General features: G+C 51.4%; 14 protein-coding genes and 1 riboswitch. Of the genes, 5 read left to right on the top strand and 9 right to left on the bottom strand.

Translation table 11 applies throughout. The features are described from left to right. Nucleotides 1–15: 15 nt before the first annotated feature. Complete coding sequence (hldE, locus tag HU143_RS03590; protein ID WP_195184461.1) at nucleotides 16–1,449, top strand: bifunctional D-glycero-beta-D-manno-heptose-7-phosphate kinase/D-glycero-beta-D-manno-heptose 1-phosphate adenylyltransferase HldE; 1,434 nt, start codon at nucleotides 16–18, stop codon at nucleotides 1,447–1,449. A gap of 159 nt (nucleotides 1,450–1,608) precedes the next feature. Here the strand turns inward: hldE and HU143_RS03595 are convergent, their stop codons facing one another. From HU143_RS03595 to HU143_RS03605, 3 genes are all read right to left on the bottom strand, one after another. Then, nucleotides 1,609–1,668, bottom strand: coding sequence for a type I toxin-antitoxin system Ibs family toxin (locus HU143_RS03595; RefSeq protein WP_001804776.1), 60 nt, complete (start codon nucleotides 1,666–1,668; stop codon nucleotides 1,609–1,611). 238 nt (nucleotides 1,669–1,906) lie between these two features. Next, a complete protein-coding gene (locus HU143_RS03600) occupies nucleotides 1,907–3,586 on the bottom strand; it encodes a flotillin family protein (RefSeq protein ID WP_000342879.1) in 1,680 nt (559 codons plus the stop codon). Nucleotides 3,587–3,604: 18 nt separating this feature from the next. Continuing rightward, nucleotides 3,605–4,225 (bottom strand): OB-fold-containig protein, encoded by a 621-nt coding sequence (locus HU143_RS03605; RefSeq protein WP_000171739.1) that lies wholly within the window; start codon nucleotides 4,223–4,225, stop codon nucleotides 3,605–3,607. A 257-nt stretch (nucleotides 4,226–4,482) separates the two neighbouring features. On the opposite strand from HU143_RS03605, the gene glgS reads away from it, so the two are divergent. Beyond that, nucleotides 4,483–4,692 (top strand): cell surface composition regulator GlgS, encoded by a 210-nt coding sequence (gene glgS / locus HU143_RS03610; RefSeq protein ID WP_000928927.1) that lies wholly within the window; start codon nucleotides 4,483–4,485, stop codon nucleotides 4,690–4,692. Nucleotides 4,693–4,765: 73 nt separating this feature from the next. On the opposite strand, the gene ubiK is transcribed toward glgS, so the two are convergent. After that, nucleotides 4,766–5,062 (bottom strand): ubiquinone biosynthesis accessory factor UbiK, encoded by a 297-nt coding sequence (gene ubiK, locus HU143_RS03615; protein WP_000566824.1) that lies wholly within the window; start codon nucleotides 5,060–5,062, stop codon nucleotides 4,766–4,768. A 132-nt stretch (nucleotides 5,063–5,194) separates the two neighbouring features. Then, nucleotides 5,195–5,393, top strand: a riboswitch (FMN riboswitch). A 105-nt stretch (nucleotides 5,394–5,498) separates the two neighbouring features. Between ubiK and ribB the strand changes: the two genes are divergently transcribed. Continuing rightward, nucleotides 5,499–6,152, top strand: a complete 654-nt coding sequence (gene ribB, locus HU143_RS03620) for a 3,4-dihydroxy-2-butanone-4-phosphate synthase (protein ID WP_001076978.1) — start codon at nucleotides 5,499–5,501, stop codon at nucleotides 6,150–6,152. A gap of 170 nt (nucleotides 6,153–6,322) precedes the next feature. Here ribB and dsbI read toward each other — a convergent pair whose 3' ends face one another. Genes dsbI through HU143_RS03635 form a run of 3 tightly spaced genes read right to left on the bottom strand, consistent with a single transcriptional unit; the run spans nucleotide 6,323 to nucleotide 9,502 of the window. Next, the gene (gene dsbI / locus HU143_RS03625; RefSeq protein ID WP_000345576.1) at nucleotides 6,323–7,000 is read right to left on the bottom strand and encodes a protein-disulfide oxidoreductase DsbI; all 678 of its coding nucleotides are present in this window, start codon (nucleotides 6,998–7,000) and stop codon (nucleotides 6,323–6,325) included. A 14-nt stretch (nucleotides 7,001–7,014) separates the two neighbouring features. Then, nucleotides 7,015–7,686 (bottom strand): thiol:disulfide interchange protein DsbA/DsbL, encoded by a 672-nt coding sequence (locus tag HU143_RS03630; protein WP_000096232.1) that lies wholly within the window; start codon nucleotides 7,684–7,686, stop codon nucleotides 7,015–7,017. 19 nt (nucleotides 7,687–7,705) lie between these two features. Then, nucleotides 7,706–9,502 carry an aryl-sulfate sulfotransferase gene (locus HU143_RS03635; protein WP_000460259.1) on the bottom strand — a complete coding sequence of 599 codons (1,797 nt, stop codon included), beginning with the start codon at nucleotides 9,500–9,502 and terminating at the stop codon, nucleotides 7,706–7,708. 399 nt (nucleotides 9,503–9,901) lie between these two features. On the opposite strand from HU143_RS03635, the gene HU143_RS24740 reads away from it, so the two are divergent. Next, nucleotides 9,902–10,078, top strand: a complete 177-nt coding sequence (locus HU143_RS24740; protein ID WP_000469259.1) for a hypothetical protein — start codon at nucleotides 9,902–9,904, stop codon at nucleotides 10,076–10,078. Between the two features lie 66 nt (nucleotides 10,079–10,144). Here the strand turns inward: HU143_RS24740 and zupT are convergent, their stop codons facing one another. Continuing rightward, nucleotides 10,145–10,918, bottom strand: a complete 774-nt coding sequence (zupT, locus tag HU143_RS03640; protein WP_000115874.1) for a zinc transporter ZupT — start codon at nucleotides 10,916–10,918, stop codon at nucleotides 10,145–10,147. 140 nt (nucleotides 10,919–11,058) lie between these two features. Between zupT and ygiD the strand changes: the two genes are divergently transcribed. Continuing rightward, nucleotides 11,059–11,847, top strand: a complete 789-nt coding sequence (gene ygiD, locus HU143_RS03645) for a 4,5-DOPA dioxygenase extradiol (protein ID WP_000059619.1) — start codon at nucleotides 11,059–11,061, stop codon at nucleotides 11,845–11,847. Nucleotides 11,848–11,908: 61 nt separating this feature from the next. Here ygiD and HU143_RS03650 read toward each other — a convergent pair whose 3' ends face one another. Continuing rightward, entirely contained in the window at nucleotides 11,909–13,072 is a 1,164-nt protein-coding gene (locus tag HU143_RS03650) for a glutathionylspermidine synthase family protein (protein ID WP_000442833.1), read from the bottom strand. Between the last annotated feature and the right edge of the window lie 3 nt (nucleotides 13,073–13,075).

The raw sequence follows: 13,075 nt of genomic DNA on the forward strand, positions 1-13,075 counted from the left end.
TCTCAGGAGACAGGAATGAAAGTAAATCTGCCAGCGTTTGAACGTGCAGGCGTCATGGTTGTGGGTGATGTAATGCTGGATCGCTATTGGTATGGCCCCACTTGCCGTATTTCACCGGAAGCGCCGGTGCCCGTGGTTAAGGTAAATACCGTTGAGGAACGTCCGGGCGGCGCGGCGAACGTGGCGATGAACATTGCGTCTCTGGGAGCGAGCGCCCGTCTGGTCGGCCTGACGGGTATTGATGGCGCCGCGCGCGCGCTGAGCAAAACGTTGGCAGAGGTCAATGTGAAGTGCGACTTCGTTTCTGTGCCGACGCATCCGACGATTACCAAACTGCGCGTGCTATCACGTAATCAGCAGCTCATTCGTCTTGATTTTGAAGAGGGCTTTGAGGGGGTGGACCCGCAGCCGTTGCATGAGCGTATCAACCAGGCGCTGGGATCGATCGGCGCGCTGGTATTGTCCGATTATGCCAAAGGCGCTCTGACCAGCGTGCAGACTATGATTTCCCTGGCGCGCCAGGCGGGCGTGCCGGTGCTCATCGATCCGAAAGGAACGGATTTTGAACGTTACCGCGGCGCCACGCTGCTGACGCCAAACCTTTCTGAATTCGAGGCTGTCGCGGGGAAATGTAAAAGCGAAGACGAACTGGTTGAACGCGGTATGAAGCTCATTGCCGATTACGACCTTTCCGCGCTGTTGGTCACGCGTTCCGAACAGGGAATGACGCTGCTGCAACCGAATAAAGCGCCGCTACATATGCCGACGCAGGCGCAGGAAGTTTATGATGTTACCGGTGCGGGCGATACGGTGATCGGCGTGCTGGCGGCGACGCTGGCGGCGGGAAATACCCTGGAGGAGGCGTGTTATTTCGCCAATGCGGCGGCGGGCGTAGTGGTAGGTAAACTCGGGACGTCAACGGTTTCCCCTATTGAGCTGGAAAACGCAGTGCGCGGACGCGCGGATACCGGTTTCGGCGTCATGATCGAAGAGGAGTTGAGACAGGCCGTCGCCAGCGCGCGTAAGCGTGGCGAGAAAGTGGTCATGACCAACGGCGTTTTCGATATTCTGCACGCGGGCCACGTCTCTTATCTGGCGAACGCGCGCAAACTGGGCGACCGCCTGATTGTTGCGGTCAATAGTGACGCCTCGACTAAACGTCTGAAAGGCGAAAGCCGTCCGGTTAATCCGCTCGAACAGCGTATGATCGTGCTGGGCGCGCTGGAGTCGGTCGACTGGGTTGTCTCTTTTGAAGAGGATACGCCGCAACGACTGATTGCCGGTATTCTGCCGGATCTGCTGGTAAAAGGCGGCGACTATAAGCCGGAAGAGATCGCGGGCAGCGAAGAGGTCTGGGCCAACGGCGGTGAAGTCATGGTGCTGAACTTCGAAGATGGTTGTTCCACGACCAATATCATCAAAAAGATCCAGACCGAGAGCGAGAAGTAAAACCGCGTCATCAGGCGTTACAGACGCTGCGGGCGCTGATTTTGAAGGCGCGTCGGACATTTTGTTTCGACGCGTATCTCGCGGTTGACGCTGCTTTTTTTTCGACCTAAAGTAAAGGAATAAGGGTGAGAGGGGATCTCTCCCCCCTCTGATTGGCTGTTAGTAAGCTGCGAAACTTATCAGTAACAGAACAATCAGTATGATGACCTGGTGCATCATAACCCTTTCCTTATTAAAGCCCCTTCCTCGGGAGGGGCTTTCCCGTTTCAGCCCCTTGCTGACATCGCGATTGTTGGTGAGTGGCCTGTCTGGCGCAAGGGCTTTCTCCCGCCGATTTTGCGTTACTGGATCGCCCACGCAAAACGGCCTGCTGGTCATAACGCTTTGTACAGACAAGGTGGAAAAAAGATAAAAAATCCCCGGCCTTATGGCCAGGGACAGGAGATATGGCGGGGGGTTATTGCTCTTTTACCGTTGCTTCGCGATTAATCTCATCCGTTGCCGATGAAACCAACGGCGTGGTCAGCGCCTTTAGCGAGCCGCCAGCGATGCCAATCTCGTTTAACAGCGAATCGATCAGCGGCGCCTGGGTACGATAGGTGAGCGCGGCAGATAACGCTTGTTCCGCCAGGTTTCCCCCGTTAGCGCCGCCAGCGGCGACGTCGCCCGCCGTCGCGCCGCGATTGAGGCCATCGACCTGAATAATCTTAATGCCGTCGATGGATTTCATCGGTTCAACAGACTTCTCAATAACAGCAGGCAACGATTGTAAGAGCGCTAGTTTAAATTTGAGGCTGGTTTGTTCGTCAGATAGTACGTTGATAGCGTCATTCAGCGCCCGTTGCGCTTCGGCTTCCGCCAGACCTTTTTTACGCGTTGCTTCCGCCAGTTCGATGATGGCGGCGGCTTGCAATTCTGCCGCTTCTTTCTCTGCTTTTGCCCGAACGGTCAGTTCGACCGCTTTGGTTTCCGCATCCTGCGCCGCGGCGATCAGAGCGACCTGCTTGGCGCGATCCGCTTCGGCGGTCTGGCGGGTGGTTTCTACGTTTTGCTGGGCGCGAACCGCATCGGCCAGCGCGTCGTTGGCGCGCGCTTCTGCTTGTGATTGCTGCTCGGATTTGGCGGCAATGGCGATAGATTTCGTCTGGTTGGCGATTTCTGTCACCTGTTGCTGTTCGATCTCTTTAATACGTACTTCACGCTCGGCCTCAACTTTCCTGGACCGTACTGCTTGCTCACGTTCGATCTCCGTCTCCTGGATCTGCCGCTCAGCAAGAATGCGCGTCTGTTCTGCTTCACGATGGCGCTCGGCCTCAAAAGCGGCAATTTTAGCGTTTTGTTCGGCGGTGCGGGTTTTAACCTGTTGCTCCTGCTCCAGAGTCATAAAGGCTTCTTGTTGCTCGATTTCCAGCTTGCGCTCAAGCGCGTCGCGGTTCTTTTCGCGCACCGCCACTTCCACATCCTGTTCCACTTCATTACGTTCACGACGGCGGCGTTCGGTTTCCTGCGTCAGTTTCGTCAGACCTTCGGCATCAAAGGCATTGTTTGGATTGAAATGCTCTTTGGACGTTTGGTTAAAGTTGGTTAATGAGACGCTTTCCAGCTCCAGGCCGTTTTTCGACAAATCTTCCGCAACGGTGTTTTGTACGCCCTGAACGAAGTTTTCACGCGTATCCTGTAGCTCATGCATCGTCATCTGGGCGGCGGTAGCGCGTAAGGCGTCAACGAATTTATCCTCAACCAGCATACGCAGATCTTCCGGCGACAGCGTTCGCTGGCCAAGCGTTTGTGCGGCGGTGGCAATACCTTCAACAGAGGGTTTTACACGCACGAAGAAAGCGACGACCACGTCAACGCGCATACGATCTTTGGTGATCAGGCTGTCGACGGTAGCACGGCTGACTTCAAGTTTTAGGGTATTCATATTGATCGGAATAATTTCGTGAAAGATTGGCATCACAATAGCGCCGCCGCTCATCACCACTTTTTGCCCGCCAAGCCCGGTACGGACAAACGCCTGTTCCGCAGATGCGCGGCGATAGAGGCGAGCAAAAATGATCCCGATAATTAGTAAGACGATAACCGCCACGATGGCGGTAAACATCCATGATGGCAATATGCCAAAAACATCATCCATTATGTAAGTTCCTCTCAATTAGACATAGAAGGTACGCTCAGCCAAATAACGCGTTGCGGAAAGTCGGCAGACAATCAGCACCTTGTCTCCTTTTTTAAATTCTTTTCCCTTTTCGGGTTCCAGCAGTAAATAGTGAATCTGGCCGAACTTATCGGTAAATTTTCCTTCGCAAGGTGTACCGGCGACGGCGGCGTGGCCGGTAATAATCGCCATGCCGCCGATAAATTCCTCTTCCCGGAGGGCGGAGCTTTCATCTCTGGGTAGCCAGGGCGCGAGGATTTTTCCGCTGTAATGCACGGCAAAGACCGACAGGACAATGCTCAACGGGACCAGCAGCAGATTGCTGAGCGGCGCTTGCCAGAGCATGATCCCGCCATGCTGGATGAGGATACCGAAGAGGCCGAAATAACCGGCCAATAGACAGAGGACGACCAGGGCGGGAACGCGTCCAATATTCAGATAATGAAGCGCCTGGCCCGCAGGGCCGGATGACAGGGCATCATAATGATCGAGATGGGCGTCGAGCGCGCCTGAAAGAAAGTGGCCAAAAATCAGAGAAATCATCTCCAGCACGCCGATAAAGAAAACGAACGCGATGGCAAACAGATAGGGGCTGTTATACTCCGCAAATAAGGTCATATTTTCTATCCTTGTCGCCGCCTTCAGAAGGGTGTTCGCGTGATAATTTTCATGCTTGTTATTTCACTGCGTTACAATATCATGTGACCCATATCTCCTTAAGTCCGAAAAGCGATTTATCCGTCGTTATCTTTGGTGAATATTGTGATTTTGCGCATTAAATTTGCGCACGTTATGTATAAAACCGCCGTACATATAGGGAAATACTGAAATTAGAAAAAGCATATAGCCTTAACAGAATTCAATAACTGGAGGGTATGCTGATGAACAACAATAACGTCTATTCATTAAATAATTTCGATTTTCTGGCGCGCAGTTTTGCCAGAATGCAGGCGGAGGGGCGTCCTGTTGATATCCAGGCGGTAACCGGCAATATGGACGAGGAGCACCGCGACTGGTTTTGCAAGCGTTACGCGCTTTACTGCCAGCAGGCGACTCAGGCGAAAAGGTTAGAATTAGAACACTAATGCAGGCTCCCTTTACAGGTGCAGGGCATTATTCAGATCTTATATGAGCGGGCCGTCAGGCCCGTTCACGTTTTTACTCTTGTGGATCGACTGGCGGGATGGCGGGCGCAGGTTTTACTTCTTCAGGCTTGTCGCGAGCTTCCAGTTCGCTGAGGCGTTGCTCCAGCAGCGCCAGTTTTTCCCGGGTGCGCAGCAAGACCTGAGTCTGGACATCAAACTCTTCGCGGCTCACCAGATCGAGACGCGTCAGCTGAGATTGCAGCGTTTGACGGATTTTTTTCTCGATATCTTCCCCGAACTCGCGAATACCTTTCGGCATTGACTCATGAACCTGGCGTGCGATTTGCTCAATTTTTTTCGGGTCAATCATTGTGGTTTCCCTGAACTGGTAAGTGTTAGCTCTTATTGTAGTGCGATATGTGGACGCCATAAACCAGAATTGTGTGACGTCATACGGAGTAAAGGCGTTGATGAAGGTAATCAATAGCGTTATAGTTAACCCGCTTATTCTCAGGGCGGGGCGAAATTCCCCACCGGCGGTAAATCAGCGATGTTTAACGCATTTCTCATCACGGCGCGCCGTGACGGAACGCGGAGAGCAGGTTGAAAGCCCGCGAGCGCTTTTTGCCATAGCGAAAAGGTCAGCAGATCCGGTGTAATTCCGGGGCCGACGGTTAAAGTCCGGATGGGAGAGGGTAACGATCCAGTCGGGCATGGACCCGCTCACGTTATTTTTTTGCCGCTTGTCGGCACTCCTAAGACTGCCCTGATTCTGGTAACCATAATGTTAATGAGGTTTTTTTACCATGAATCAGACGCTACTTTCCTCTTTTGGTACGCCTTTTGAACGTGTTGAACTTGCACTGGATGCGCTGCGTGAAGGACGCGGTGTGATGGTGCTTGATGATGAAGATCGTGAAAACGAAGGCGATATGATTTTCCCCGCAGAGACGATGACCGTAGAACAGATGGCGTTAACCATTCGTCACGGTAGCGGTATTGTTTGCCTGTGCATTACTGAAGACCGTCGTAAGCAGCTCGACTTGCCAATGATGGTGGAAAACAACACCAGCGCCTACGGCACCGGTTTTACCGTGACCATTGAAGCCGCAGAAGGCGTGACCACCGGCGTTTCCGCCGCTGACCGTGTCACTACGGTGCGTGCGGCAATTAAGGATGGCGCAAAACCGTCCGATCTTAACCGTCCGGGGCACGTTTTCCCACTGCGCGCTCAGGCGGGCGGCGTGCTGACGCGCGGCGGTCATACGGAGGCGACCATCGATCTGATGACGCTGGCCGGTTTTAAACCTGCAGGCGTACTGTGCGAGTTGACTAACGACGATGGGACGATGGCGCGCGCGCCGGAGTGTATCGCGTTTGCAGGCCAGCATAATATGGCGGTGGTCACGATTGAAGATCTGGTGGCTTACCGCCAGGCGCATGAGCGCAAAGCCAGCTGATCGAACGGATCATGGTTGAAAAAAGCCGATGAGATGTCATCGGCTTTTTTGTATTCCTTCGGTGCCATATTGTTCAGTTTCAAAGAACGACGAATAAGCTGAATGGTAAAATTATTGTGAGAAAAGCAGAGGCCTGAATGCAGACCTCTGCTTTGGTTTATCTATTCAGGTTATTTGCCTCTGGCCAGTTTCAATGCCCAGGCGCCGCTCATCACCAGCAGCAGAATCAGGCACAACCCAAAGGCCAACATACATGCCTGCGCCATGTTCATAAAGTGCCAGGGCGGAAGCAGATACCAGCCTTCGGACTGCTGGTAGAGATCGACAAACCACTGCTGTACGCTACTGAGCGTTACGCCATCAGGGACGATAGGCGCGTCATAACCGCAGTCTCCGGTAGGTTTAAACCACTCCGGTGCCCATTCCGCCAACGGTAAGTTGAAAGGAAAGGTAGGGTCAGTCGAACATCCTTGCACGCCAAAAAGTGAATCGGGGTCCGCATTATGTACCGCATGATGGATACCATTAAGCTTAATAGAAAACTTAATGCCCATAATGCTGCCATAAAACGCCGCGATGCAGCCAATCAGCTTCAGCACGATATTTTTGGGATTTATCGCCGCAATCACCCCGCCAATTACCATCACAAACATCGCGTAACGGATGTAAACACACTGCTCGCACGGTGCCATGTAGAGGTAGATTTGGAAGAACGAGTGCGCCAGGATAATTAATCCTCCCATCGCGATGGCCATTAACAGCCACAGAAAGCGCTGTTCCTGCCATCTCACCAGCGTATCCACTGGTCTTGCGCGTAGGTCTCGCCATAATCCCTTAATAAAATCCATAATCGTTTCCCTGCTTATTTTTTAGTGGCCAGTTCCCGAACGAGTTCAGCCATAGAATCGATGGATTTGATGTTTTTGGTGTAGATAAGGTACTTGCCGTTGACGACGTAAGCCGGAACACCCTGAATTTTGGCAACGTCATAGGCTGCTTTCCATTTTTCCAGAGTCTCCTGAACGGCAGGATCTTTCAGCGCCGCTTCAAAATCAGCCTGGCTCATGCCTGCGGCGTCCAGCCCGGTTTTAATAAATGCCGCCGGATCTTTCCCATCTGACCAGCGCTCTTTCTTATCATGGTAAGCCGTATACCAGGCGAACTTCGCTTTTTTGAATTGTGATTTAGCATCAAATAACGAAATCCCGGCAGCTTTATCTTTGGCGATCAGGACTGCAAATACTTCGCTGGCCTGTTTGCCATATTCGCCTTTTGTTTCCAGGTGGAACGGGGTGAACGTAACGAGATCGGCGACTTTATCAGAAACCGGACCTGTTACGGCTTTGTCATATTTGTAGCAGAAAGGGCAGGCGTAGCTAAATACCTTAATCAGCGTTTTATCCGCATTAGGAATTGGTTTCTCCAGAACCATATAATCTGTGCCCTCGGTAAAAGCCGATGCCGCAAAAGGAGTGACCAATGCCGCGGTTAATACTACGCTTTTAAATAAAGAGGTAATCCATTTAGATGACATATTAATTCCTTCCCGTTATTTATTTAAACATTTGTGTTGGATGAACCAGTAACGCACGATAGTGAGTCTGGTTGGGTTTATCCGACAGCACATCAATTTCAACTTTCACTTCTTTCGTTTTATAGTCAATCTCATTCAGTTTGCCGACTGTTGGTTTACCAACGTCGAACAGGTTAATAGAACCGCCAAAGCCGAACATGGTGTCGCGGTCTTTTTGATATTCAACAACCGAGGTAATAGGGCTATAGAAATCATATCCACGTTCTTTACCGTATTCCCAAACTTGTTGTACGGTGCCTTTCTTCTCATCGATCTTATATTCGACAAAACGGGAATATTTCATGGTCGGTAGAGCCGGTTGCTCCAGGCCGCGACCATCACCGTTATCAAAGACCGTTAACGTACCTTTGCTGGAAAGCCATGCCGTATGTTGGGTATAGGTGAAATCGAAATCGGTGTCCTTACACTTGCCATTTTCGTCACAGGTCAACGGCTTACCATGATCGTCTACCGGTTTCAGCAATTTACTGGCTAGCTGCTTATTCCAGCCTTTAGACGGCGCCAGTATCCATTTCACCTGCTTATCGCGACCAATTTTTACAATACCCTGATGGCGGGAAGAAAGGATGATGGAGTCGTCTTTCGCGTCATAAGCGATAGAGTTGACGTGCGCCCAGTTACGACCGGCACCAACGCCAAGCGCATCGCCATACGGCGTATCCGGTTCGAGTTTCGCCTGCTGTCCGGCATGGGCCAGATCGACGTTCACGCATACTGCGCCCGCATCCAGCGCGCCGAGCAGCGCATCACGCATAGGGTCGAGGATTTTGGTTAAATCCCAAACGTCTACTACGCGGCCAGACTTATCAACCTCAATGATTTGGTCACGAATCGTATGAACATGTATGCCGTCTTCTTTGCGGTAATCGCGTTTGCCGACGCGCAGCAGTACGGTGCCGTTCACGGTTTCGATGGATTCATGAGACGCATCCAGGAACCCGCGCGGCAGTTTGTGATCGGCAAGAATTTGCCCCATCATGTCAAACTCGTACCAGTGTTGGCCCTGCACCGCGGTAAAGGTGCCGCGAGGCGTTTCACGAATACCCATCAGGTAGCCGCGTTTGTTGATATTCATATCGTGGCCGTCGTAGAAGGTATCTTGATCCAGCCACCAGCGATATTCACCCTGGGTGTCGACCACAAACGTATAAGGGGCGATATCGAAAGGCAAAGCCCCACCCGCCGGGCCGGCATCAAGAATGCCCGCATTTTTATCTTTTTCGCCGTGCCAGTGAAATTCAGCGCCCTGCGGCGTAAAGGTATGGGTATTTACCAGATAAAGGCGATCTTCAAATCCTGGCGCAACTTTAATAACTTTCGTTTGCTGGAGATCTGAAATAGAACGGTTATCCATATAATGGTTGACGATGGCGGACGTCTGCACCACATAGTCATCCTTCATGGCTTTGCCGTTTTCTTTATATTCTACCGTGACGTTGTTGGCAAATTTCTGATAAAGGCCAAAAATAGGAATACCGTCATAGGTTTCTAAAGACTCTTTCCCAACAGTATAAGTAACAGGAACGCCTTTTTCCCCTTTGCCATGTACAGTAACTTTAACGTCTGAAATAATATGGCTATCTAATTCCACCAGCGCGGTGAGAGGGGCATTTCCGTAAGGATCGACAACGACTGCGCCTAATTTTCCTGCGGGCTGTGCCGGTTGAAAACCTGCGGCAAACGTACTGGCTGCGGTGAGTCCGCATGTCAGTGCGACGGCACCGGCAAGTATTGTTTTCCGGTATTGGTCAAACATGGATATATCTCCTTATATACAACTTCTAAATATAATACTTCTGAATATACTATGTTTTTATGAATAATAAATGAGGTAAATGATTGGTCTTTAAATATAAGTCATGATGCTGTTACTTATTTTAAAGTATATTCTGTATCAATATTTTTTAATTGCCTGAGTGAGTCGATAGTAGGAGTGTGATATTTTAAGAACAATATAAATTAGTACGAAGTGTGATCTTATCGACATTGTTTTCTGCTTAATACCTCTTTCATTATTGTGTTTCACCACTGATTTATATGATCAAAATCATTTATTTGTTCCACAAATATGCCAGTATATGAATACGTCAAAATAAGGGTATGTAAAATTTTAACGTTAAATGTTTAGTGATGTTAAATTTTAAGGGTAAAAAGGATGTTTATTGCCTGGTATTGGATAATATTAATCGTTCTGGTGGTAGTAGGGTATATTTGCCATATGAAGCGTTATTGCAGAGCGTTTCGGCAAGACAGAGATGCATTACTTGAAGCGCGAACGAAACGTTTTCGCCAGACGAGCGAAGGCGACAGCGTGATGAATGAGCAGAAATAGCGCATATCCTTGACGGGCAGCCGGATGTTGCCTGGCTAAAGGCCTGCATCCGGCGCGACGTTTCTCTTAACCGATACCTATCGTCTGCAAAATGACGAGACTGAGCCCCATGATGGACATACCGCAAAGCACGCCATAGCTGGGGTTATTGTTAGGATCGATCTCTTTTGCCAGCGGCATCAGTTCATCGACGGAGAGCGCCACCATAATACCGGCGACTGCCGCCATGATAGCCGCCATAACGATTGGCGAAACCAGGCTGCCCAAAATCAGCCACGCCAGCACGCCGCCAAGAATTTCCGCCATGCCGGAGATACCGGCCCAAAAAATCGCGGTACGTTTTGAGCCCGTCGCGGCATAAACCGGGCCGGCAACCGCCAGACCTTCAGGAATATTGTGCAACGCCACCGCCAGTGCGATGCCGAAACCCAGTTCAAGATTGCTGCTGGCAGTGACAAAGGTGGCGATCCCTTCCGGAAAGTTGTGCAGGCTAATGCCGAGCGTCAATAAAATCGCAGTGCGTTTTATCGAGCCGGGAAGCGGCTGCTGCCTTTTTTGCACCAGATCCTGCGGATGAGCGTGAGGAAGCAGGCGATCCAGCCCGAAGTAGCCCAACAGGCCGATAATAAACATTCCGTAGCCCAGTACAGGCGACATCCCCTCGGTATCAAGCGCGGCGGGCAGCATCTCCATCAGCGAGATGAGCAGCATGATCCCTGCGGCGAAGCCCAGCGAAAAAGCCAGCACGCGGTTAGATGGTTTTTGGCCGAGAACGCCAAGAAACGCGCCAATAAAGGTGGCGGCGCCCGCCAGTAAGGTCAGAATAAGTGGTACTGACATCCATTACTCCTTATCAATTTGCCGTCCGAACCTGACCTTCAAAATAACTGATGATCTTCATCATAGTTATCTGAGTTCTTCCTCTGTGAAGAAAGCGTATGGTGATGTTAACAAAATGTCTTTCCTGTAAGGATAACATCATGTCTTTAACGTGTATGCCAGCATTGTTTTTGGGGCATGGCAGCCCGATGAACGTGCTGGACGATAATGATTATACCCGCGCCTGGCGGCGATTGGGGGAGGCCCTACCGCGACCACAGGCGATAGTTGTGGTGTCGGCGCACTGGTATACCCGTGGGACGGGCGTCACAGCGATGGAAAGGCCGCAAACTCTCCACGATTTTGGCGGTTTTCCGCAGGCGCTGTATGACATGCATTATCCGGCCCCTGGATCGCCTGCGCTGGCGCAGCGTCTGGTTGAACTGTTGGCTCCCGTTCCCGTCGCGCTCGATAAAGAGGCGTGGGGATTTGATCACGGCTCCTGGGGCGTATTGATCAAGATGTACCCGAATGCGGATATCCCGATGGTGCAGCTTAGTGTTGATAGTACCAAACCGGCGGCATGGCATTTTGAGATGGGTCGTAAACTGGCGACGCTGCGTGACGAAGGCGTGATGCTGGTGGCTAGCGGGAATGTGGTTCATAACCTGCGGACTGTGCGTTGGCACGGTGACAATATACCGTATCCCTGGGCGGCGTCATTTAATGACTTTGTGAAAGCCAACCTGACGTGGCAGGGGCCGGTAGAACAGCACCCGCTGGTGAATTATCTGCAACATGAAGGGGGCGCCTTATCGAACCCGACGCCGGAGCACTTTTTGCCTTTGCTGTATGTACTTGGCGCCTGGGACGGCAAGGAACCTATCACCATCCCGGTCGACGGTATTGAGATGGGCAGTATAAGTATGTTGTCGGTGCAGGTGGGGTAGGCCGGATAAGGCGCTGAATGATTGCCCGATGGCGCTACGCGCATCGGGCTTACAGGAAAATCTATCCTTCGACAAAAATATGCGGATAGAAGCGGGAGAGATCCTGGGTGATCAGCGCCCGATCTTCACGGATACCAATTCCGGCGGGTTGATCGTTAATCAGCCAGCTACCAATCAGGGTGTAACTGTCGCCGAATTTTGGCAGCGGATAGAACTGTTGCACGATCATACCCTCTTCGCCATACGGGCCTTCCACGGATTCGATCGTTTTACCGTTCTCAATAATCGATACGTTCGCCCCTTCGCGGGAGAAGATCGGTTTCACGACATATTTATCCATTGGCGGATGTTCGTCTTCGGCGAAATACGCAGGCAACAGATTCGGATGGTCAGGGAACATCTCCCACAACAGCGGCAACAACGCTTTATTGGAGATAATGCTTTTCCAGGCCGGTTCCAGCCAGCGCACGCCGGCATCTTCCAGCTTGGTGGAAAACATCTCGCGCAGCATAAATTCCCACGGATAGAGCTTGAACAGGTTCGCAATGACCTGATCCTGCAGATCCGTAAATTGGCCTTTTTCCCCCAGACCAATATCGTCGATATAGAGAAATTCGGTGGCGATTTCCGCTTCGGCCGCGCAGTCCTGTAAATACTGAATGGTGCCGCGATCCTCAACCGTATCGCGACAGCAGGTGAGATGCAGCAACTGAAAACCGTACTGCTCGCGAAGTTCAGCAAAGCGTTCAATCAGCTTTTCCTGCAGGCTATTAAACTGATCGCTGCCTTCCGGCAGATTGCCCGCGTTGATCTGATCTTCCAGCCAAATCCACTGAAAAAACGCCGCTTCATACAGCGATGTTGGCGTGTCGGCATTATTTTCGAGCAGCTTAGGCTCGCCGATGCCGTCCCAGGCCAAATCGAGGCGGGAATAGAGCGACGGTTGTTGCGTTTGCCAGGACTGGCGAACAAAACCCCAGGTATGTTTTGGAATACGAAACTTCGTCATCAGCTCATCGCTGGCGATGACGCGTTCTACTACCTTGAGGCACATCTGGTGCAGCTCGGCGGTAACGTCTTCCAGTTTTTCCACCTGGGCGAGCGTTAACTTGTAATAAGCGTCTTCACACCAGTACGGTTCACCATACATAGTGTGAAAATTAAACCCGTATTCAGTCGCTTTATCGCGCCAGTCCGGGCGCTCGGTAATACTGACTCTTTCCATGCG

Origin of the sequence: Salmonella sp. SJTUF14076 (assembly GCF_015534835.1) — a bacterium.
GTDB lineage: Bacteria > Pseudomonadota > Gammaproteobacteria > Enterobacterales > Enterobacteriaceae > Salmonella > Salmonella enterica.

What these genes read in the sequence shown, in the direction of transcription:
- hldE (WP_195184461.1), top strand. Translation starts at nt 16, where the DNA reads ATGAAAGTAAATCTGCCAGCGTTTGAACGTGCAGGCGTCATGGTTGTG.
- HU143_RS03600 (WP_000342879.1), bottom strand. Translation starts at nt 3,586, where the DNA reads ATGGATGATGTTTTTGGCATATTGCCATCATGGATGTTTACCGCCATC.
- HU143_RS03605 (WP_000171739.1), bottom strand. Translation starts at nt 4,225, where the DNA reads ATGACCTTATTTGCGGAGTATAACAGCCCCTATCTGTTTGCCATCGCG.
- glgS (WP_000928927.1), top strand. Translation starts at nt 4,483, where the DNA reads ATGCTGATGAACAACAATAACGTCTATTCATTAAATAATTTCGATTTT.
- ubiK (WP_000566824.1), bottom strand. Translation starts at nt 5,062, where the DNA reads ATGATTGACCCGAAAAAAATTGAGCAAATCGCACGCCAGGTTCATGAG.
- ribB (WP_001076978.1), top strand. Translation starts at nt 5,499, where the DNA reads ATGAATCAGACGCTACTTTCCTCTTTTGGTACGCCTTTTGAACGTGTT.
- dsbI (WP_000345576.1), bottom strand. Translation starts at nt 7,000, where the DNA reads ATGGATTTTATTAAGGGATTATGGCGAGACCTACGCGCAAGACCAGTG.
- HU143_RS03630 (WP_000096232.1), bottom strand. Translation starts at nt 7,686, where the DNA reads ATGTCATCTAAATGGATTACCTCTTTATTTAAAAGCGTAGTATTAACC.
- HU143_RS03635 (WP_000460259.1), bottom strand. Translation starts at nt 9,502, where the DNA reads ATGTTTGACCAATACCGGAAAACAATACTTGCCGGTGCCGTCGCACTG.
- HU143_RS24740 (WP_000469259.1), top strand. Translation starts at nt 9,902, where the DNA reads ATGTTTATTGCCTGGTATTGGATAATATTAATCGTTCTGGTGGTAGTA.
- zupT (WP_000115874.1), bottom strand. Translation starts at nt 10,918, where the DNA reads ATGTCAGTACCACTTATTCTGACCTTACTGGCGGGCGCCGCCACCTTT.
- ygiD (WP_000059619.1), top strand. Translation starts at nt 11,059, where the DNA reads ATGTCTTTAACGTGTATGCCAGCATTGTTTTTGGGGCATGGCAGCCCG.
- HU143_RS03650 (WP_000442833.1), bottom strand. Translation starts at nt 13,072, where the DNA reads ATGGAAAGAGTCAGTATTACCGAGCGCCCGGACTGGCGCGATAAAGCG.